The sequence below is a fragment of the Streptomyces sp. NPDC088254 genome (assembly GCF_044740925.1).
In the GTDB taxonomy this organism is placed as follows: domain Bacteria; phylum Actinomycetota; class Actinomycetes; order Streptomycetales; family Streptomycetaceae; genus Streptomyces.
Genome location: NZ_JBIURQ010000001.1, coordinates 596,067 through 616,731, shown reverse-complemented (window position 1 = coordinate 616,731; position 20,665 = coordinate 596,067). Strand labels below are relative to the sequence as shown.

At 71.3% G+C, this 20,665-nt stretch carries 23 protein-coding genes and 2 pseudogenes; all 25 read left to right on the top strand.

The features are described from left to right. The first annotated feature begins 61 nt into the window (after positions 1-61). On the top strand, positions 62-1,195 hold the full coding sequence (locus tag ACIOC0_RS02755) for a C40 family peptidase (protein ID WP_402151485.1): 1,134 nt from the start codon (positions 62-64) through the stop codon (positions 1,193-1,195). Between the two features lie 138 nt (positions 1,196-1,333). Beyond that, on the top strand, positions 1,334-1,648 hold the full coding sequence (locus ACIOC0_RS02750; protein WP_006143162.1) for a DUF6112 family protein: 315 nt from the start codon (positions 1,334-1,336) through the stop codon (positions 1,646-1,648). Continuing rightward, positions 1,648-2,343, top strand: coding sequence for a hypothetical protein (locus ACIOC0_RS02745; RefSeq protein WP_402151482.1), 696 nt, complete (start codon positions 1,648-1,650; stop codon positions 2,341-2,343). Before ACIOC0_RS02750 ends, ACIOC0_RS02745 begins: the two co-directional genes overlap by 1 nt. A 37-nt stretch (positions 2,344-2,380) precedes the next feature. Further along, on the top strand, positions 2,381-3,763 hold the full coding sequence (locus tag ACIOC0_RS02740; protein ID WP_356307277.1) for an ATP-binding protein: 1,383 nt from the start codon (positions 2,381-2,383) through the stop codon (positions 3,761-3,763). Between the two features lie 81 nt (positions 3,764-3,844). Beyond that, the gene (locus tag ACIOC0_RS02735; RefSeq protein WP_402151479.1) at positions 3,845-5,317 is read left to right on the top strand and encodes an SCO6880 family protein; all 1,473 of its coding nucleotides are present in this window, start codon (positions 3,845-3,847) and stop codon (positions 5,315-5,317) included. 55 nt (positions 5,318-5,372) lie between these two features. Beyond that, entirely contained in the window at positions 5,373-5,825 is a 453-nt protein-coding gene (locus ACIOC0_RS02730) for a DUF6238 family protein (RefSeq protein WP_402151476.1), read from the top strand. A 28-nt stretch (positions 5,826-5,853) separates the two neighbouring features. Continuing rightward, on the top strand, positions 5,854-7,368 hold the full coding sequence (locus tag ACIOC0_RS02725) for an ATP-binding protein (RefSeq protein ID WP_402151473.1): 1,515 nt from the start codon (positions 5,854-5,856) through the stop codon (positions 7,366-7,368). A gap of 333 nt (positions 7,369-7,701) precedes the next feature. Further along, complete coding sequence (locus ACIOC0_RS02720; protein WP_006143170.1) at positions 7,702-7,962, top strand: hypothetical protein; 261 nt, start codon at positions 7,702-7,704, stop codon at positions 7,960-7,962. A gap of 108 nt (positions 7,963-8,070) precedes the next feature. Further along, on the top strand, positions 8,071-8,319 hold the full coding sequence (locus ACIOC0_RS02715) for a hypothetical protein (RefSeq protein WP_402151469.1): 249 nt from the start codon (positions 8,071-8,073) through the stop codon (positions 8,317-8,319). Further along, positions 8,309-8,830 (top strand): hypothetical protein, encoded by a 522-nt coding sequence (locus tag ACIOC0_RS02710; protein ID WP_402151466.1) that lies wholly within the window; start codon positions 8,309-8,311, stop codon positions 8,828-8,830. Before ACIOC0_RS02715 ends, ACIOC0_RS02710 begins: the two co-directional genes overlap by 11 nt. Beyond that, positions 8,818-9,540, top strand: a complete 723-nt coding sequence (locus tag ACIOC0_RS02705; protein WP_402151464.1) for a hypothetical protein — start codon at positions 8,818-8,820, stop codon at positions 9,538-9,540. The genes ACIOC0_RS02710 and ACIOC0_RS02705 overlap by 13 nt, the downstream gene beginning before the upstream one ends. A 255-nt stretch (positions 9,541-9,795) precedes the next feature. Beyond that, entirely contained in the window at positions 9,796-10,305 is a 510-nt protein-coding gene (locus ACIOC0_RS02700; protein ID WP_402151461.1) for a hypothetical protein, read from the top strand. A 46-nt stretch (positions 10,306-10,351) separates the two neighbouring features. Beyond that, entirely contained in the window at positions 10,352-10,849 is a 498-nt protein-coding gene (locus tag ACIOC0_RS02695) for a hypothetical protein (RefSeq protein WP_402151458.1), read from the top strand. Positions 10,850-10,948: 99 nt separating this feature from the next. After that, complete coding sequence (locus ACIOC0_RS02690) at positions 10,949-11,374, top strand: hypothetical protein (protein WP_402151456.1); 426 nt, start codon at positions 10,949-10,951, stop codon at positions 11,372-11,374. A gap of 117 nt (positions 11,375-11,491) precedes the next feature. Next, complete coding sequence (locus tag ACIOC0_RS02685; protein ID WP_402151453.1) at positions 11,492-12,343, top strand: relaxase/mobilization nuclease; 852 nt, start codon at positions 11,492-11,494, stop codon at positions 12,341-12,343. Positions 12,344-13,081: 738 nt separating this feature from the next. Beyond that, the gene (locus tag ACIOC0_RS02680; protein ID WP_402151450.1) at positions 13,082-13,840 is read left to right on the top strand and encodes a hypothetical protein; all 759 of its coding nucleotides are present in this window, start codon (positions 13,082-13,084) and stop codon (positions 13,838-13,840) included. A 379-nt stretch (positions 13,841-14,219) separates the two neighbouring features. Beyond that, positions 14,220-14,603 carry a hypothetical protein gene (locus tag ACIOC0_RS02675; protein ID WP_176119225.1) on the top strand — a complete coding sequence of 128 codons (384 nt, stop codon included), beginning with the start codon at positions 14,220-14,222 and terminating at the stop codon, positions 14,601-14,603. Beyond that, positions 14,600-15,406, top strand: a complete 807-nt coding sequence (locus tag ACIOC0_RS02670) for a DUF317 domain-containing protein (RefSeq protein WP_402151447.1) — start codon at positions 14,600-14,602, stop codon at positions 15,404-15,406. Before ACIOC0_RS02675 ends, ACIOC0_RS02670 begins: the two co-directional genes overlap by 4 nt. A 29-nt stretch (positions 15,407-15,435) precedes the next feature. Next, complete coding sequence (locus ACIOC0_RS02665; protein ID WP_356307311.1) at positions 15,436-15,792, top strand: hypothetical protein; 357 nt, start codon at positions 15,436-15,438, stop codon at positions 15,790-15,792. Next, positions 15,783-16,604 carry a DUF317 domain-containing protein gene (locus tag ACIOC0_RS02660; protein WP_402151444.1) on the top strand — a complete coding sequence of 274 codons (822 nt, stop codon included), beginning with the start codon at positions 15,783-15,785 and terminating at the stop codon, positions 16,602-16,604. The genes ACIOC0_RS02665 and ACIOC0_RS02660 overlap by 10 nt, the downstream gene beginning before the upstream one ends. A 74-nt stretch (positions 16,605-16,678) precedes the next feature. Continuing rightward, positions 16,679-17,203, top strand: a complete 525-nt coding sequence (locus ACIOC0_RS02655) for a hypothetical protein (RefSeq protein ID WP_402151441.1) — start codon at positions 16,679-16,681, stop codon at positions 17,201-17,203. Then, positions 17,200-17,535: pseudogene (locus tag ACIOC0_RS02650) on the top strand (DUF317 domain-containing protein); the annotation flags it as partial. The gene ACIOC0_RS02655 and the pseudogene ACIOC0_RS02650, both read left to right, overlap by 4 nt. Positions 17,536-17,605: 70 nt before the next feature. Further along, positions 17,606-19,400: pseudogene (locus tag ACIOC0_RS02645) on the top strand (type IV secretory system conjugative DNA transfer family protein). Next, entirely contained in the window at positions 19,397-19,855 is a 459-nt protein-coding gene (locus tag ACIOC0_RS02640; protein ID WP_402151438.1) for an XF1762 family protein, read from the top strand. Before ACIOC0_RS02645 ends, ACIOC0_RS02640 begins: the two are co-directional and overlap by 4 nt. A 182-nt stretch (positions 19,856-20,037) precedes the next feature. After that, positions 20,038-20,640, top strand: a complete 603-nt coding sequence (locus ACIOC0_RS02635; protein ID WP_402151436.1) for a hypothetical protein — start codon at positions 20,038-20,040, stop codon at positions 20,638-20,640. The last annotated feature ends 25 nt before the right edge of the window (positions 20,641-20,665 follow it).

Genomic DNA, 20,665 nt, shown 5'->3' with positions numbered 1-20,665 from the left:
TCATGACGTCTCGCTACCCACCCCTGCCCGACCTCGCTGACCCACGAGCGGTCCGCTCCGGTTGAAGGCGCTCGCCGCCGGCATCGGCGTCGTCTTCCTCTCCCCGCTTCTGCTCGCCGGCACCGGCATGATGATGGCGTCCTCCGCGGACGCCGTTCAAAGCAGCAGCAGCTCCCTCATCTGCCTGAACGACATCAACACCGGCAAGGTCGCCGAGCAGGTCACCAAGATCCTCGACGGGGCGTCCGGCAAGAACGTCCACGTCGAGGGCCTGGACCTGCCCGCCGAGCAGGTGCCCAATGCCCAGACGATCGTGGCCACCGGTATCAGCCTCGACGTCCCCAAGAAGGGCCAGGTCATCGCGCTCGCCACGGCGATGCAGGAGTCGAGGCTACGCAACCTCAACTACGGCGACAGGGACAGCCTTGGGTTGTTCCAGCAGCGTCCCTCCCAAGGCTGGGGCACCGCCGAGCAGATCCGTGACCCGACGTACGCGAGCGAGCAGTTCTACAAGCACCTGCTCAAGGTGAACGGCTGGCAGCAGATGACCGTCACCCAGGCCGCCCAAGCAGTACAGCAGTCCGGCCTGCCGGACGCCTACGCGCAGTGGGAGCACCTGGCCACCGCGCTGCAGGAAGCCATCGCCAAGACCTTCCCCGGCGCCGGCAACAACAAGGACGCCAAGGAGCCGAACACAGGCAAGGACCCGGGAGCCGGCACTACCGGCTGCGCTCCGGGCCAGGACGGCTCCGGCTTTGGCCCCATCCCCGAGGGCAGCGTCCCGAAGGGATACAAGATCCCCAAGGACGCCGACCCGAAGGCACGCAACGCCATCGAGTGGGCGATGCACCAGCTCGGCACCCTCTACCAGTGGGGCGGATCCTGCACCAACGCCCACGGCCCCGACCCGATGGGCCGCTGCGACTGCAGCTCGCTGATGCAGCAGGCGTACGCACACGCCGGCGTCACCCTCAGCCGCACCACGTACACGCAGGTCAACGAGGGCAAGGCAGTCTCGCCCGCCCAGCTCAAGCCCGGTGACCTCATCTTCAGCCGCGGTACCGCGAGCCGTCCCGAGCACGTCGGCATGTACATCGGCGAGGGCCTCGCGATCGAGGCACCGCGCACCACCAAGCCGGTCCGGATCACCCCGATCAAGGACTGGACGATTCTCGCCGCCCGCCGCGTCATCTGACGCCACCGCCCGGCCACCGCTCCAGGCCGGCCGCCGCGGCGATCTCCCGCGCCCCGAGCGCATCTCCCCACCCCCTCTGCTTCCCCTCCCCCGCCGGCCCCTCGTCTGGCCCGCGTATGCAAGGAGCCCGCCACACCTATGTCCCTCCCTCTCGCAGACCGCGTCATCCAGCTCGCCTACGACCCAGGGATCTCGCCCAAGGGCGGCGGCCTGCCCGGGCTCAGCGTGCTGAAGAACGTCGTCAACTCGATCAACATGTTCGGGATCATCGCCGTCGTCGGCGCCCTCGCCGTCTCGCTCGGCGTGTGGGCATGGGGCCACCACACCGGCGGCCACCAGGCCGAGGCCAACGGCAAGAAGGGCGCCGTCGTCGCCGCGGGCGCCGCCCTCGGCCTCGGCGCCGCGAACGGAATCGTCGCGTTCTTCTCCACCCTCGGCTCGCAGGTCCACTGATGCGGAACCGATTCCCCACCCTCTCGCTGTCCTCTTACGGCGTCGGCTGGTCGGCCAACCGACGCATCGCCATCGTCGCTCTGGTCGTCACCGTCCTGCTCACCATCGCCGCAGCCGTCGCCTGGCTGTCCGGCAGCGGCAACGCCCACCGGGATCCGACAGCAGCCGGGCCGGCCGCAACGCACAGCCCGTCCTCCTCCGAGGCCCCCGCACCGAAACCCGAGGCCGACTCCGGTTCCGTGCCCAAGCCTCCGCAGATCTCCGAGCCGGTCGCGTACGCCAAGGCAGCAGCCCAGATGCTGTGGTCCTACGACACCCGCGACACCAGCCGCGACCAGCAGCTCGCCGGCATGCGCGAGTGGCTGACCAAGGAGCCCACCTACGCCGACTGGGCGTCCGTCTCCGGCCAGGTCCCTGATCCGTTGCTGTGGTCGCGGATGGCCGACCAGGACCAGCACGCCACCGCCCGCGTCACCGAAGGCCACTACCCGGGCGCGTTCAAGCAGGCCCTCGCCGAGGACCCCTCGGCGATCACCGAGGCGTACATCTACGTCGTCACCGTCAACGGCAAGCAGCAGATCGCATGGAAGAAGGGCGGCGGCGGAGCCGAGGACCGCGCCGTGACCCTCGCCGTGCAGTGCCGCCCCGGCCACGACTGTGCCCTGGCCGCCATCGCTTCGAGCGTCACGCAGTGACCCGCGCCTGACACGAGACAAGGAGGAGTAATTCCCCGTGGGTTTCTGTGATTACCCCCTGGCGGACAAGCTCTGTGCCGTCGGCGACGCGGTCGATTTCGCCTCGGACCCTGGCAAGGCCATCGGTGACTGGATGGCGAAGTCCGCAGGTGAGCTGGCTGCGGCAGCGGCCGACTTGGCCGCCAAGGCGGTCAACACCACCACGAGGGTCGACCTGAATGCCGGATGGTTCCGCGACAACTACGAGATGCTGCTGCCGCTGGGCCTGGTCCTGCTGGTCGCCACCTTCTGCGCGCAGCTCGTCCGGGCCGCTGTCAGACGCGACGGACAAGCCCTCACCCAGGCGTTCACCGGCACCATGTCAGGGGTCCTGTTCGCGTTCTGCGCCATCGCCCTGACCACGGTCGCCGTCGAAGTCGTCGACGCCGTCAGCGACGGCCTGTTCAAGACCGCGCACCTGAGCATCGAGTCGGCCGTGCGCCGCATCGTGAAGGTCAGCCAGATCGGGTCCCTGGCCGGACTCGGCTGGCTCGTCCCAGTCGTCGTCGGTCTCGGCGCCGCCATCGGCGCCTTCCTCTACTGGTGCGTGATGATGGTCCGCAAGGTCGGCATCCTCGTCATGGTCACCCTGGCCGTCTTCGCGTCCGCCGGCGGCGGCTGGGAAGTCGCACGCCGCTGGCGCAAGGGCTGGATCGAAGCCACCGCCACCCTCGTCGTCAGCAAGCTGCTGATGACTGTGATCTTCGTGCTCGGCATCGCCGCCATGGGCAAGACCGACGCCACCGACGGCATCGCCGCCCTCGCCGACGTCATGTCCGGCATCGTGATCATGATCCTGGTGCTGCTGTGCCCCTATGCCGTCTTCAAGTTCGTGCACTGGGCGGCCGACGGCACCGACGGCGAGTCCATCCACCGCGCCGGCGGCGCAGGAGCGCAGATCGCCAAGGCCCACGCCGAAAACGCCGCCCGCAAGGCCGCGGCAGCAGCCGCCACCGCCGGAACCGGCGGCGCGGCAGCCGGAGCGGGTGTCGCCGCCGCGCAAGGCCCCGACGCCGCAGGCGGAGGCGGATTCCCCGGCGACATCGCCGCCAACCCGACCGGCGACAGCGGCGGCGGCAAGGACGCTTCGCAGGGTGGCGGAACGGGCGGCTCGCCCGGTGGCGGTGCCATGAAGTCCGGCCTGGAGAAGGCCGTCCAGCCCGCGCCGACGAGCGTGTCGGATGACACCAGCGGCCAGGTGGGCGGCAGCCCGGGGCCGGGCGGATCCGGCGTGAGCGCCGCGTCCGGCCAGCAAGGCGGCTGGCAGTCAGTGCCGCCGACCACGACCCCGCCGCCGCAAGGCGCACCGCCGTCCCCTGGGGCACAGAACGCCACGCCCAGCGGGACGGCCTCACCGCCGCCGCCTGCGACCGGCCTCTGATCCCCTGTCCGTCTACCGGGGGCGGGACGTGTACTGCACCCCCGCCCCCGGGTTTCCGTCCGCGCCTTCAGGACCCGCCCCTTGACTGATCTCTCCGTCGCTCCGGTCACCGTGAAGTTTCCGCACCGGTCCCGCCGCGGCATCCTCCTCGGCCTCTCCCTGCCGCAACTCGTCCTTGTTTCCTGCACGCTGGTGCTGCTGCTGATGACGGTGGTCTCCACCGGGCTGGTCGGCGCCGTCGCCCTGGCACCGCTGTGGGCGGCTTCCGGTGCGCTCGTGGTGATCCGTCGGCACGGACGCTCCCTGATCGACTGGGCGCCGATCGTCGCCCGCTACGCACAGCGCCGACGCACCGGCCAGACGCTCTGGCTCGCCCGGCCCGTCACCCGGCCCCGGCAGGACGGCATCCTCCACCTGCCCGGCACGGCCGCCTCCCTCAAGGTGGTCACCCCCGGCGACTCCGCCAACGGCGCCGCGGCCGTGCACGACCCACACCGGCAGACCCTGACCGCCATCGCCCGGGTCAGCAGCCGCGCCTTCGCCCTCCTCGACCCCGCCACCCAGAACCACAACGTGGGCAGCTGGGGACGCGCGCTCGCGGGCATCGCCCGCACCGGGCACATCGCCACCGTGCAGGTGCTGGAACGCACCGTCCCCGACAGCGGCGACACCCTCACCCGCCACTGGGCCCAGAACGGGCAGCCCCAGACACCGGTCGCCGGACAGATCTACTCCGAACTGGTCGCCTCGGCCGGTCCCGCCGCCGCACCCCACGAGACCTACCTCGCCATCTCCCTCGACCTCAAAGCCGCCCGGCGGCTGATCTCGCAGGCCGGCGGCGGGCTGCCCGGGGCGTTCACCGTCATGGAGCAGACCACCGCCTCCATCGCCCAGGCGGCCCGCAACGCCGGACTGATGGTCACCGGGTGGCTGACCGCGCGGGAGATCGCCGCCGTCATCCGCACCGCCTACGACCCGGGGGCCCTCGCCTCACTCCAGCAGTGGTCCGACACCGGCCGCGCCGAGGCCGATCCCGCAGCCGCAGGTCCCGTCGTCCAGGTCGAGGAGTACGACCGCCTCGCCACCGACAGCGCACGGCACGCCACGTATTGGGTGGAGAACTGGCCCCGCACCGAGACGAACGCCGGTTTCATGCACGGCCTCATGTTCACGGCCGGCGTGCGACGCAGCCTCTCCCTCATCTACGTACCGCAGGGGCTCGAGTCCGCACTGCGGGACGTCCAGCGCAAGAAGGCCGCGATCATCGCCGACGCCAACGAGCGCGCCCGCCGCGGACAGGTCGATTCCGAAGAGGACTCCGTCGAGTACGCCGACGTCAAAACCCGCGAACGCCAGCTCATCGCCGGACACGCGGACGTCGCCCTGACCGGCCTCGTCACCGTCACCGCCGAGACCGACGCCCTCCTGGACGCCGCCTGCGCACAGATCGAGACCCACGCCGTCACCTCGGGCGTCGACCTGCGACGGCTGAATTACCAGCAGCCCGACGCGTTCGCCGTCGCCGCACTCCCCCTGGCCCGCACCACCCTGTAGCTGCCAGTTCGCCCCCACACCCCGCTCCCGCCTCTTTGGCGGCAAGGACCTCCCATTGATCCCTCCCCGTCCCAGCGCGCCCGACGCGCACCCCTACCTTCGGGCCGCCACGGCAGGCGTCCGCCACCACGCTCGTGACCTCAACCGTGCGGCGCCCCCGGATCGCGGGCACCTCGACACCCTCCACGCCCACCTCACCGAACTACACCGGTTCATCGACCAGTTGGCCGAGGTAGCAGGGCCCCCGCATCCTGCAGCAGGCCGCCACCTCGCCACCGCACACACCCGCCTGTGGCAGGCCACCACCGAGCTCCACTCCGCCTTCCACCTGCTGCCCGGCAATACAGAGCAGACAGACACCGAGACGAGCGCGTGCCATCCGGAACGGCTGCCCGAAGGGCCGCCCGTGCTGACCATCTGCCAACGCCACCTCGCCACCGGGCACAGCATCCGGCGCAAGACCACCCCCACCGACCTCCGCCCGCATACCACGGCCTGCGTGCGATGAGCACCACCCGCAGAATCGAGGGCCTCCGATGAGCCACCGGCCCGCTCGCCGCGCCCGCCGCGCCTCCGCCAGCCCGCTGTTCACCCCCCACGGCACCGACCGGGCCAGCCGCAAGGCAGCCCGCCGCCAGCTCGCCGAAGCCGCCGCCAAGGCCCGCGCCGAAGCCAGCGCCCACCAGGCCGAGAGAACACCCGCCGAGCACGAGATGCCCGCTCCGCTCTACCCTCCGAGCGGACGTCCCGGGCCCGCATCCGCGCGCAACAACCGGCTGAAGCTGCCCGCCTACCGCATGACCACCGCCGTGGCCGCCGGCGCCTACCCCTTCCTCGCCGAAGGCGGGCTCGGCGCCGAGGGCATCTACATCGGCCGCGACGTCCACGCGGAAGCGTCGTTCGTCTTCGACCCGTTCGCGCTGTACGGCAAGGTCGAGGGATTCACCAACCCCAACCTCCTGCTCGCCGGGGTGATCGGCCAGGGCAAGAGCGCGCTCGCCAAGTCCTTCGCGCTGCGCTCGGTGGCCTTCGGCTACCGCGTCTACGTCCCCTGTGATCCCAAAGGCGAGTGGACGCCGGTGGCGCAAGCCCTCGGCGGCCGGTCCGTCGCTCTCGGCCCCGGACTGCCCGGACGCCTGAACCCCCTGGACGCGGCCCCGCGACCGGACAGCGTCACGGAGGCCGACTGGGTCGGCGAGATCCGCAAACGACGCCTGCTCCTGCTCGGCTCCCTCGCCCGGACCGTCCTGGGCCGGGACCTGATGCCCATGGAGCACACCGCCCTCGACGTCGCCCTCGACGCCGTCGTCACCCGCGCCGCCGCCACCGGCCGCACCCCGCTCCTCGGCGACGTCGCCGCCACCCTCAACACCCCCAGTGCGCTCGACGAAGCCGCCGGCATGATGTCCGGCCAGCTCGGCGACGCCGCCCGCGACCTGGCCCACGCGATGCGCCGCCTCGTCCACGGTGACCTGGCCGGCATGTTCGACGCCCCCTCCACCGTCGCCTTCGACCCGCACGCGCCGATGCTCACCATCGACCTGTCCCGCCTCGGCGGATCCGGCGACGACACCGCCCTCGTCCTGGCCATGACCTGCGCAAGTGCCTGGATGGAGTCCGCCCTCTCCGATCCGAACGGCGGCAGGCGCTGGATCGTGTACGACGAGGCGTGGCGGTTGATGCGGCACGTCGGTCTGCTCCAGCGGATGCAGGCTCAGTGGAAGCTCTCCCGTGGCCTTGGCATCGCCAACCTCATGGTGATCCACCGGCTGTCCGACCTGCTCACCGCCGGCGACGCCGGATCAAAAGGCCGCGCCCTCGCGGAGGGCCTCCTTGCCGACTGCAGCACCCGGATCATCTACCGCCAGGAGACCGACCAACTCCACGCCGCCGCCGCCCTGCTGGGCCTGACCTCCGTGGAAATGGACGCCATCGCGCACCTCAACCGGGGCCGTGGTCTGTGGAAAGTCGCTGGCAGATCCTTCATCGTCCAGCACCTGCTGCATCCCAACGAGCTGGCGCTCTTCGACACCGACGCCCGAATGCATTGAAAATGCGTCTAGTTCACGAAGCCTGACAACACCCCATCGAAGGACTCTCGTATCTCCCCGCGTGACCCGGACTTCGACCTGTACGACAACGTCGGCCGCGACGCCGACCAGATCCACGCCGCCCGGTACAACCTCGCCACCCGCGGCGACCTGAAGCGGTGGGCGCGACGCGACGCGCAGCCCTTCCTCGACGCGCATCCGCTGCCGGACCAGCCCCGGCCCGCACCTGATCTCACCCCCTACCTGGACGCCCTCGCCGCGGCTCAGACTCCCGCAGAGATCGAAGCAGTCACCGACCACGTCCTGGACGCCGCCGAACCTGCACTGCGCGCCGTGAGCGACTACCTCGTCGCCGCCGCCCGGTGGCGGCGGGAGAACCGCGGTGCGGCCAAGGGGTCTCCCTCAAACCTGCTGATGACGGCGGCCAGCCGGGCGCTGTCGGTCCTGGCCCTCGCCGACGAGGCCGGCCTGAGCAGGCTGCGCGCCGCCTACGACCCGGCTCCCACCCCCGCGACACCGACCGGCGGCCAGCCTGGGGCCAGCGCAGGCGTCCCGCCCGCTCCTCCGTCCCCCGGTACCGCACCCCGCCGATAGCTCTCTTTCTGCGATTCCAGTCCCGCCCGACTCTCGCAAACGCGATCCCGCCAGGGACCACCACTGTTGATCGACACGGCACCGCCACCGCCTGCACACGAAGTCCTCTTGAAACGTCCCCCTCACCTGAACGCCACCGAATGGGCCGAATACCAACAACGCCGAGCCGAAGTCGACGACCTCATGGCACAGGTCGCCGACCAGGACGCCCAGATGGAACGCGACCTGATCGCCACCCACGACGAGTACGAACTCGGCTTCAGTCAGGAGTCGCAGCTGGGAGTCACCCCCACTGGACGGACGCCTCCACCGCACCGATCGCCCGCCGCCTCCCGCGGGAGGAACCGTGGCCGCTGACGAAGCGAGCACCCCAGACTCCCGCCGCGTTGCCTGGCTCGCACCGCTTCCCGACCACCGCAACGTGGACACCTCGTGGTGGCAGGAGCTGTGGCGTCGCCACGCGCACATCACCACGCCGCTGCGGGCGCGCGGCCTGCAGTGCGACATCGAGTTCGGCCTCAGCGCCTACATCGTGCGCGTCTCTCCCCCCGACGACAGTTACCTGATCATCGGTCCGCCGCAGGAGCCGTCCTCCGAGCGCCCGCCCGGAGACCCCGAGGGCTGGATCGCGAAGCGTGAGCACCCCGACGACCCGTCGCTGTTCGAGGTCCTCTACGACTCGGCCCCCTCCGACGACCCCGGCGCTCCCCAGCGGCCCGAAGCCCGCCACGGCGGCAGCGCGCCATCGCCTAGGGCGAGCAGTACCCCTGGGCGCACACCGCCCTCGCGGAGAGCGGCTTCCAGCGGGACGACGACGGCGTCTGGCACCTGCCCGCGGACGGCACCAAGACCACCGTGGTCGACCTGATCAGGTGCGCGAAGCGGCACCGCACCAGCGTGCACACGAGCAGCCGCCGGTTCATCGGCGACCCCGCCCGCGACCTCGCGCGCCTCCTGCCCGGCCAGTGGCACGCCTCGGTCGAGATCTACTCGCACCCCGCCTGGCAGGAAGACCTCGTCCCCTGGATCTGGGACAGCGGCGAACTCGGCCGCGCCGTCCAGAGCGAGCGAATCCCCTACGCCGCGCTCCTCACCGACGCGGTGCAGGGCATCACGCTGCTGTTCATCGAACGCCCCGGCCGTCAACTCGACTACCTGGTGGGGTCCTTCTCGCCCGAGGGACTGGAAGGGGGCTACGGCGATCCCCACGCCCCGCGCAGCATCGTCCTGCCGCCGTTTGCCGGACGGGCTGCCCAGGCACTCACCGGCCGGTACCTGCCGGCCTACGAGCAGGCCGTCCACGCCCGCCAGACGGCGGCCATCGCCGCTGTACTCGGGGACATCCGCTGCGAGCACGACACCTGGCAGGCCATGAACGCCTCCGGCCGCTACAGCGACGCCACCCCGCTGAGCGCCGCTGCTCGCGGCGCCGCGACGGAGTTGTTCCTCGACCATCTGGCGCCGTTTCCTGACCGTCGTCGACCACGCCCCGGTGCTGCTCGACCAGTGCCGACCCGCGAGCAGCCCGTGGCCCGACGACGCCGCGGCCCTCTCCCGTCTGGCCGACGCCGTGATTGATGCCGAGATCCTGGTCGACGAGATCGTCCACGGCGGTTTCGTGCCGGAGCAAAAGCGCCGAGCACGCGCGTGGCCGGCCATCGAGACCTGGCTCACCGACGGCGGAACGTTCTTGCGTCAGGCCCGCATCAGCGCACCCCAACCGCCGCCCGGCTCTGCCCGTCGCCGCGCCGGCCCGCCCCCTTACCGCGGCCCGGCCCGCGCACCGCGGCCCCTGACCTTTCCGCCCCCCGCCCCGAGGAGAACACCGCCCCCTTGCAACCCGGCACCCACTTCGCCTTCGGCGACCACGAGGAACACGGCTTCGTCGCCTCCTTCACCGCCTCTATGCCCGCGCACCTCGCCCACTGGTACCTGGAGCGCGAGCAGTTCGAACCCGTTCCCGGAGAACCCGGCCTGTACCGGCTCAGCGAGCCCGAGCGCGACGGAGTCCGCCGCACCCGCCAAGCCGTCCACGACCTGCGCCGCCACGGCTACACCGTGCAGGCCGACATCCGCCTCGACCCGTCCCTCTCGGCCGGCCCGCCACGCCCCGCCCGGCCGAACGGCCTGCAGGAGCGCCGCAGCCGTCTCGCCCAGGCCGCCGCCGGCCGGACGACGCAGCGCTCTACACCGCCCACCACCTCCCCGCCTTCGGCCCGGCCGATCCCGCCGAAGCCCACGTACGCTCCGACCGTCCATCTGACGGCCGCGACCGGCGGGCGGTCCCGATGGCACCCGCGAGCAGTCCGACCCCCGACGGCCCCCCGGAACAAGACGCCCTGATCAGGGCGCAACCCCCACCTTGCAACCCCTTTGAGGAGATCGAATTATGGCCGTGCGTACGCACTGGACCGTGGAGCACGCCTGCTCCCACCGCGTGGATCATGACCTGTCCAATCGCCCTGCCGACAAGCGGGCCAGCTTCGCCCGCTGGCTCACGTCGAAGGACTGCACCGACTGCTGGAAGGCGGCGCGCGACGCCGACACCGGGTCCAATAAGGAGTGGCTCGCGGCCAAGCGGGCCGAGGAGCAGCAGGCAACCCTCGCGTGGGCGAAGCAGTTCGACATGCCGCAGTTGGAGGGCCCGGCCAAGGCCCTGGACTGGGGTGAGCGCTCCCGCCACCAGCTGATGATGGCCGCGCACACCGCGCTCGTCGTCGAGGGCACGTGGGACGAGGCGGACTGGGCGGAGCTGGAGGAGAAGGCCCGCGCCATCACCCGTGCCGGATGGTGGATCGATCAGCGTGACGCCGCAGGCACTGACCTGCTCGAACTCCTCGACGCAGCCGATGAGGCGGACCGCGGGACGGAGAACCCGTTCCGCTGACGCCGGGGCAACATAGCCGGAGAACCCCGGTTAGCCAAACCGGCGTTCCTCCGGACTATTGATGCTCCCACCCCGCCAGCATCTGCGTGGAAGGAACTCATGTCCCAGCCCCCGCCCACCTCGGCGTTCGCACCGATGCCCGACCCGCTCACCCCCGATCGGGACATCACTCACGCCCACTTCCAGGCCGGTGACACCGTCGTCGTCCTGAAGGGGATGGCCGGCGGAGAACTGTGGGGCGATGCGATGCGCGTCGTGGCCCCGTCCTGGCACACCCCGACCGACGAGGACGGCTGGCGGCTGCGTGATGCGACCGGCGGCGCCCAGTCCTACGTCACCGCCCACCCCCGCTACCTCGTGCACCTCTCGCGCCGCTGCCCGGACTGCCTGATCTACCTACGGGCCATGGAGGATGCACTCCTTACGCGGTTCGCCGACCGCGACGAGCTGATCGACTGCGGCTGGTACACCACCACCGCCTTGGGCCAGCTCGTGCACATCGTGGACATCCGGGGCGGCCGATGACTTCCTCCATGCACCGCCACGGCCGCACCGCCCTGGTCGCGAGCGCTCCCTGCTCTGCACGGCCCGCGACCTTCATCAGCACCGGCCGCCCACCCGCACGTTGAGCGGGGTGCCGTCATGATCCCCCGCCTGCACGCGCGGGCCCACTCGCCGCGCGACCCGCTCGCCGAGGCACTCGGAGGGCCCCTTTCTGCGAACGAGGGCCTGACGGAGTACACCATCGTCGCCCACTGGCAGGGCCTGGATTACTACACTCCCAACGACGAGCAGAGAACCTGGACATCCGCTCAGTGGGCCGAGCACCTCGAAGATCCCTACCTGGAGCATCCGTTCACTGCCAGTGCGGACGACGACCGGCGGGCGATCCTCCATCTCGACATCCGCCTCCACCCGGACGACCGGGAGCTGACCGGTCCCGAGTGGGCCGAAACCGCTCACCGGTTCGCGCGAGCCGCCGGTATCGAGATACCCGGCGCCGCGGAGCACGGCTGGCGGTGGATCGCCGTCCAGGCACAGCCCGGACGCCTGGACCTGATCGCCAACCTGATCCACCTCGACGGCACGTGGCGCACCCCGCCCGCAGACATCCTGCGGCGCCTTGCGGGCGAGGCAAGCCGCATCGAACAGGATCTCAACTTGATCCCCGCCCGCACCGGACCCGCGACACGCCCGGCTGTCCCTACGGCGCCCACCGCATCGGCGCAGCTCGCGAGCGTCCTTACGCAGCTCGCCGACGAGCAGGCCGGCCCGCTGGCCACGGTCCGCGGACTGATCGAGCACACCGCTCACCGCATCGCCCGTCAGCCCGGAGCCGCCGGCACCGAAGCGGCACACGGTCTGGAGCTGATCACCCGCCGGCTCCACGCGATCCAGCAGGACCTGGACACCACCGCGGCCCACCTGGTCCGCCGGTCCCGGATCGCCGCCGCACCGACCGTAGCCCGGCACACCGCCCACAGATCTCCGTAGGAGCAACGCCTCCTTGCCCCATACCGGCCGCTTTATGGACATCCGCCGCGATTCGAACTCCAGCGAACTCCGCGCGCGCGGCGACGACTTGGCGGCACACAGCATTCTCCAGCGCGCGGGATTCATCGCGGTCGTCCGCCTCCACGAGACCTACCACCGCGCCCCCGCCGGCCTCACTGAGGATGACGAGTCCCGTCTCGCCACCGATGCCGTAGCGCGCCTGCGGGCTGCCGGGTACCACGTCGACTGCGACGAACCTTTCGGCACCGACGCCCGCCCCGCGCGCTATACCACGCTCGGTACCTCGGTCTCCCACCTCGCCGAACGCCTGCGCGAAGCCACCGACACCGCCGAGGCAGCCGACATCCTCACCGAACTCACCGCGCCCCACGACGGCATTCTCGCCGGGTTGGAGGAAACCCTCGGCGCTCTGGCGGAGTTCTTCGACGGACTCGCAACGCGACCGATCCGCACACCGCCCGGCGCCTGCGCTACCTCGCCGACGAATACGTCCGCGTCATCCACTCCGACCTCGCGTACACCCGCGAACGGCTGGCCGACCGGCACGCCCTCACCCCGGCCGCCGCCCCTGCGCCGAGCAGGTGCCCGACCACGAGCCCGAACGCTCCGCCGTGTGCGCCTGCCCACCCCCGCCGCGTGCACTGCCGGCCCCGGCACCGCCGCCCGTCGGTGCCACCCGCCTGCGCCGCTGAGCCCCTGCAACTGCCCAAGGACACCATGCACGACCACGACACCTCCGAGCACCTCGCCTCGTACGCCGACGTCCTCGCCGGTGAACTCCCCGATACCTGGACCAGCACGCACCTGACAGCCGACGCCAAAGACGACCTCGCCGAACTCGCCGACCGGATCTGGGACCTGGACCTGGTCGCCGCCTCCCTCGCCGAGCACCCGCTGACGCAGGCAGCCGTCCTGAGCCGCCCCGACGGCGCCCAACTCGTCCTCCTGGACCGGCACGACGGACGCGACGGCTTCCTTCTCGCCGCCGTCGCCCCGCGCGCCCTGCCCGACAAGGCGTACCGGGCTGTCCCTGAGCCCAACGGCGTCGCCCTGGCAGACGACCCGTTCCTGGGTGCCGAGCAGGTCGCCGGCGATCTGCTCGCCCGCTACGACCGTGCGCTCGCACAGGTCCGGCACAACGCCCTGGGTGGCATCCAGCCCTCCCAGCCGGACCGGATCGTCCTGACCTGGCAGCCGGACGGCAGCGTCGCCACCGCCCCCGCCGACGACCGGGCCGGCGCCATCCTCGTCGCCCACGGCTTTATCCGGGACCCGCAGAGCGGCATCTACCGCCTGGGTGGTGACGACACCCGGGTCCAGGCCCGCGCCCTGCGTGAGATCGGCCCGCAGCTCGACGCCCTCGGCATCGGCACTGCCCTCCAGCACCCCGCAGCCCGGACCGCGCCCACCTCCGCCCCGGCATCCATGCCGCCGGTACCGGCCGGCACCCGTACGCCAGCCACCAGGTCTCGGTGAAGCAGGCGGAGGCCAACCTCGGTCTCCCCGCCTTGCTCCTGACCGGTCGACGAAGCCACCTACCGGCACCGGCGCGCTCCGCACCGGCCCGCCGTACCCCGTAAGACGCCCGGGCGGCCCCGGCACCCCGCCGGGGCCGCCTAGCACACCGCCCGACTCCCGGAGAAACCCGTAGCACCCCGCACACCCCCACCGATCAGCAAACGGCTCAAGCCCCGACTCGCCACGGCCCTCTTCCGCCGCAATCTGCGCGCCTGCATTCCGACCGGACCCGACCACGCCTCCCCGCTGGCCGGCGCCCGCCCGGAGGCCGTCCTCGCCGAGTCACAGCGCGTCGGGCAGCGCCACCACCACTGACCGTTCACCGCCCCGGAGGAGCATGTCCCACCCCGCCCCCTATCCGGTGAGACTGGCCGACGAGATCACCCGCCAGCTCGGCCAGCTCACCGACCACCTCTCGCAGCTTCCCCCACCCCAGGCCGCGCAGGTCATCGCCCGCGTTCTCGACCCAGACGTCGGAGTTCTCGGTGGCGTCACTCACCTCGTCGCCACCGGAAGCGTGTTCGCCAAGGACCAGGCAGAGCGCGGCGCGCTCCCCGCGGAGGTGTGGCTCGCTCTGGGCCGTGCCTCGAACGAACTGCACGACATCACCCTCGACCTGGACGAACACAAGGACGCCCTGCAGCACGTCAGCACCCAGCCCGCCACCACCGCGGCGAAGCCGCCGATGCCCGCACCGCTCGTGGTCCGGCGGCGCCGGTGAAGAAGAAGCAGTGGCAGGGCTGGGGGCCCGGCGAGCAGGCCGAGCAGCACTACCTCGTCCAGCCCCGTGCCCTGGCAGGCGGCGGCGACGTCCGGCACGTCTCGGAGTTCCTGCGCGCCTCGGGCTGGCGGGACAAGTCCAAGACCGGCGGCCCCTTGCTTATGGAGAGCCCGGACCGGACCGTCCGCGTCGCCTACGACCCTTACGTCCTTCCCGGCGGCTGGACCATCCACGGCCGGGCAGACGGGGCCAGCGGCGAGTGGTCGGCGCACCTGGGCCGTCAGGCCCCGGTAGAGGTCGTCGCCGGCCTGTCCGACGCCCTCACCCGTCCCCGCTCCGCCCACGCCCCCAACGTCTGGGCCCCGCTGCAGGAGCAGAACTGGCACACGCGTTTCGAGGGCGAACACTACGTCGCGACCAGCCCCGATGGCACCGCCTGGATGCAGTACCGCCAGAACCCCGACGGGGCGGCGATGTGGTGGAGCGGAGCGCAGGACAAGCAAGGCAACGGCTGGACGGCCCACTTCACGCCGAACACCCCGATGCACCTCGTGCAAGCCTTCTCCACCGAACTCGCCAGCCCCGACCCCGTGATGCGCCCGCGCGGACGCGTACCCCACAGCGCGCAGATCCGCACCTGGTCGGTATCCGTCAAGCCCTCCCAACTCAGCGCTTGGCAGCAGGCCCGCATCACGGCCGCCCGAGCCGCCACCTGGGCCCGCAACAGCGCCCGAAGCACCAGACCGCGCACCACCGCCCGCGCCCACGCCGCCGCAGCCGACGGCACACGAACCCGCCGCTGACCACGACACCCACCACCCCGAGGGGCCCGATGCCTTCACTCACCCCGGACACCATCCGCGCCGCGACCGACACCCTGTGCCGCCTCACCGAATACCTGCGCGAGAACCCCGACCCCAAGGAGGCGCTCGCTCTCGTCGAACCCCTCCTCGACGAATACACCGGCCTGCCCATCCAACTCGGCGACACCCTGCGCGCCCTCGCCCGCGCCGTACAGAGCCACCCGAACACACCGCGCAGCGAGAAGATCAGCGATCTGGTCACCCAGCTGCGTGCCGCCGCGTGGGTGCAGACCGACCAGTACATGCTCCACTACGTCCTGGACGAGCTGCGCAAGCAGATCGTCAGCGCCGCCTCGAGTGAGCCGGGGTGCGGCCGGTGCCGCTGAGCGAACGGCAGCTCGCCGGGTTCGCCGACAAGCACGCCTGGCGGATCCCCTTCGACACCAGTCCCCGCCACCTCGCCGGCCCCGGGGATGCCCGCCACGTCACCCACGGCCTGGCCGCCGCCGGATGGAGCGCCGTCTCCGACCCTTTGAGTGCCGAGATCGTCCTGCGCAGTCCCGACCTCCGCCACAGCCTCCAGTTCGACCCGCAGTCCGCCACCTCTGCGTGGTGGCGGCTGCGGGCCGAGCCCACCGACACCGAGCCCGGCTGGTACGCCGAGTTTGGTGAACTCGTGCCCGCCGAGGTCCTCGCCGGCTTCACCGATGCCCTCATCGCCCCGCCGCCACAACAGCCAGACCCGTGGCAGCCGGTGACCTCGGCGGGCTGGCACCGCGACGCAGACGGTACGGCGCGCTCGCCGGACTCCATGTGCCACATCGAACTGCGCCCATTGAGCGAATTCAGTGGCCGGTCGTCCTGGCACGTTGAGACCTGCGAGCCCGGCGACGGGCAGTTCCCCGGCCCGCGCATCTGGCACGCCTACTTCGACGAGGACGTCCCCGCCCACCATGTCGGATCGTTCCTCACCGCGCTGGCCGACCGCAGCCCGCTCCAGCGCGGCATGTACGACCGCACCGGCCACTACAGCGCCGTGCAGGAGCCCAGCCCGCTGCGCCCGCAGCAGGTGGTCGACGCCCACACCGCCCGTATCGAGTCGCTCCGTGCCCGGGCACGCTCCGCCCGCAGGCAGCAGACGAAACCCGCACCGACCCCGGCAAAGGCCCACACCGCCCAGCCGGCCGCCCGCCGCTGAACCGACAGGACCCCTTTCCCATTTCCGCCGATCACCGCGCACACCGCGCCCTCCTCCGTCACCTCGACCATTACGTGAGCGACAGCAAGAAGATCCTCGACGCCTGGGACGCCTACTCCGACGAGCACACCGACCTCGACGGATGGCCCTACGACGACCACGCCTACGGCCTGCGCGCCAGCCAGCGCGACGCCGACACCGCCGAGGCATTCGAGCCGCTCCGGTACGGCGCCCGTCACCTGCTGGCCACGGCCGAAACGCAACTGGCCCAGCTCCCGGAGACCAACGTGCAGAGCCGCTGGGTCTACCAGCTGGGCGTCCTGCGCGACGCCCTCGACCGACTCGACGAACTGCACGAGCAATGGCTGCTCACCCGCGACGCCCTCCCCGCCCCCGCCAAGCCCGGCACCCCGGACTTCGACGACGCACTCGCCGCACATCACGCCGAATCGTGGAGCTACCTCGACGACTGGGCCACCCACGGCAAGGCGCTCTGCGAGATCAACACGGCCGCCCGCAAAGCCCCTTCACCCCTGGCCCCCACACCGACACCGGCCCCGGCCACCGCGCCAGACCGGCGAGCTACGGCACGGAAGTGAGCACGCCCCCGACTCCCGAGACCGTCGAGGTTGACTTCATCACGCCGCGCCACCTGGTCGGCGGCGGTGCCCCCGCCTGGATCACCGTCTCCCTGCACCGCGCCTGCGGCTGGAGCCACGGCAACGACCCCCTGATACCCCGCGTCCTGCTCTCCAGCCCGGACCAGGAGACCCTCCTGCGCCTGGAACCCGATCCCGACGGACAGTGGTGGACCCTCAACCATGCAGCGGAGCCGGACCGGCCCGCCTGGTACGCGAGTTTCGGCGCCCGCACCCCGGTCGAACTCATCGCCGCCTTCAGCGACGTCCCGCTGGCAACTCCAGGCCCGCCGCGCCAGCCGCCGGCCAGGAACAGCCGCAGCCGCTGAATGCCCCGCCCCCGCCCGGAAGGCACGTAATTCTTTGCCCCCCACCTCCTCCAACAGTTCCAGCGACGGGTACGACATCGTCCTGCGCCTCCTGATCGGAGTCGCAGCCCTCGTCGTCCCCCTGTCCCACCTCGCCTGGCTGTCCGGCAACATCACCGCCTACCTCACCGGAGGCAGCTGGGCGCCGTACCAGCCGACCACCGCCCTGCTCCACCCTCAGCGCCTCTGGCCCCACGCGGGAGAAACATCCCTGCTGATCGGGGCACGCATCGTTCCCGTTCTCCTCCTCCTGGCCCTCGGGACAACAGCGGGCATCCTGTGGGCCCGGCACAAGAACCGCAGCGGCGGCCAAGAAGAAGAAGATCACCGGCATGGCCAAGGCCCGGGACATCGAACCGATGATGGCCAAGGCGATCACCGACAAGGCCCGCTCCCTGCGCCCGAGCCTGAAGGACGCCAAGCACATCGAGGCCCGCGACACCGGCATCCTCCTCGGCAACCTGCAGGGCACCAAGCAGGAGATCCGCATGGGCTACGAGGACGTGGCCGTCGCCATCATGGCGCCCCGCTCGGGCAAGACCACCTCGCTCGCGATCCCCTCCATCCTCGCCGCGCCCGGCCCGGTCCTGCTGACCTCGAACAAGGCCGCCGGCGATGCGTTCACCGCCACCTACGACGCCCGCGCCACGGTGGGACGGGTATGGTCGATGGACCCGCAGCAGATCGCGCACGCCGCACGCGAGATGTGGTGGAACCCCTTGGCGGACGCCAAAACCCTCGACGGCGCCGGGCGGCTGGCCGGCCACTTCCTCGCCGCCTCCGTGGACGCCTCCCAACAGGGCGACTTCTGGTCCAAGGCCGGATCCAACATCCTCGCGCAGCTCTTCCTCGCCGCAGCCCTGGACGAGCGGCCGATCACCGACGTCATGCAGTGGCTGGCCTTCCCCGCCGACCGCACCCCGCTCGACATCCTCCGCGACCACGGGTTCACCGCCGTTGCCGCCCAGCTCAAGGGCACCGTGGAAGGACCGCCGGAAACCCGGGACGGCATCTACGAGACCGCCCGCCAGTACGCCGCCGCGCTGCTCAACCGCGAGATCGCCGCCTGGGTCACCCCGCAGAAGAACGTCCCGGAGTTCAGGCCGTCGGAGTTCGTCACCTCCACCGACACGTTGTTCCTGTTGAGCAAGGACGGCGGAGGCGGAGCTTCGGCGCTGATCGCCGCGTGCGCGGACTCGGTGATGCGGGCCGCGACCGCCCAGGCCGAACGCGCCGGAGGACGCCTCGACCCGCCCATGCTCGCGATCCTCGACGAGGCCGCCAACGTGTGCAAGATCTCGGACCTTCCGGACCTGTACTCGCACCTCGGGTCGCGCGGCATCATCCCGATCACGATCCTGCAGTCCTACCGCCAGGGCCAGAAGGTCTGGGGGGACGCCGGCATGGACGCCATGTGGTCCGCCTCTACCGTCAAGGTCATCGGCTCCGGTATCGACGACCCCGACTTCGCGGACAAGCTGTCCCGCCTGATCGGCGACCACGACGTCGAGACCACCTCGACCTCGCACTCCGAGTCCGGCAAGTCGACCTCGGTGTCGATGCGACAGCAGCGGATCCTTCCCGCCGACGAGATCCGCGCCCTGCCCAAGGGCACGGCCCTCTGCTTCGCCACCGGTCTGCGCGCCGCCATGCTCGACCTGCGCCCGTGGTACCAAGAGCCCGGCGCGGCAGAACTGTCCGCGGCGTCCGACCGCGCATCCAAGGCGATCACCGCCCGGGCCATCGCCAAGCACGCGCCGGTCCAGTCCAACTTCGGGCCCGCGGCGTGAGCGAATCGCGCCTGCACCTGGTGCCCGTCCGCTCTCGGGACGCCAAGGAGTTCGTCCGCCTCTGGCACCGGCACCACCCGCCGCCCGCCGGACAGATCTTCTCCCTCGGTGCCGCCGACGAGGCCAACATCCTGCGCGCCGTGGCCGTGGTCGGCCGCCCTGTCGCCCGCCACTTGGACGACGGCATCACCCTCGAAGTCACCCGCACCGCCAGTGACGGCACACGCAACGCCAACTCCCTGCTGTACGGAGCTGCTTGGAGAGCGGCCAAAGCGCTCGGATACCGGCGGCTGATCACCTATACGAAGGCAGGGGAGAGCGGAGCCTCGCTGCGCGGCGCCGGGTGGCGCATCCTGGCCCACCGTCCTCCAAGGCCGGGCTGGCACACGCCGTCCCGGCCGCGGACGGACCGCGGAACCTCGCAGATCGCTCGCACACTGTGGCAAGCGCCCTGACAGGACACGCTCATCGGCACCTACGCATCCCACGAACGCGACGACATGACGTCCGTCAGCAGCGCTGGACGCGGTCATCGCCGCGGCCGTCCCGCTCAGCAGGCGCGGTACCACCACGTGCAGGCTCGCCGGGCCCGCTGAAACAGCCGCCAGATCCCGTTTCCCCGATCCCCTGGACCACCGTGTCTCTTTTGGACTTCCCCGATGTGTTCATCGGGTCCACCGACGACGGGCACACCTTCGTCGTCATCAACCGCCGCATCCGCGATGCCGACCGGCTGCTGACCGAGGCCGGGTTCCGCGCCCGGGAGCACCTCGGCCGCACGCTCTACCTGCTGCCGCCGGGCACTGACCAGGACGCGCACGAGCGTGCCGGGATCGCGATGTACGGGCTCCTGGCCCACACCCACGACCTGGTCGATCTCTGCTGGACGACCCGCTGGAGCCCCGACAGTCCCGTCGCCGATCCTGAGATCCGCTTCCACTTCAGCGCCGGCGCCGTGGCGGTGACGGCCAGGACTGCCGCCGCGCGTTCCCTCCTGGAGCAGCACGGCTTCACCCCGGTGGCGAACGGCTTGTCCTATCGACCGCCGGACGGGCTGGACGCGCGCGGCCTACTCGGCGCCGTGGCAGCTGCCGAAACCCACGCCTACACCCACGGTCTCGGTGTCCGCGTCGACCTCGGCATCCCCACGCCGGCCGACATCCCTCCCGCTCCCCGCCGCCCGTCATCTGCCGCCATCCGCACACCGACCACGCCTTCGACCCGCCGTCACACCCGTTGACCCCCACGCGGGTGGGGTCGGGTGT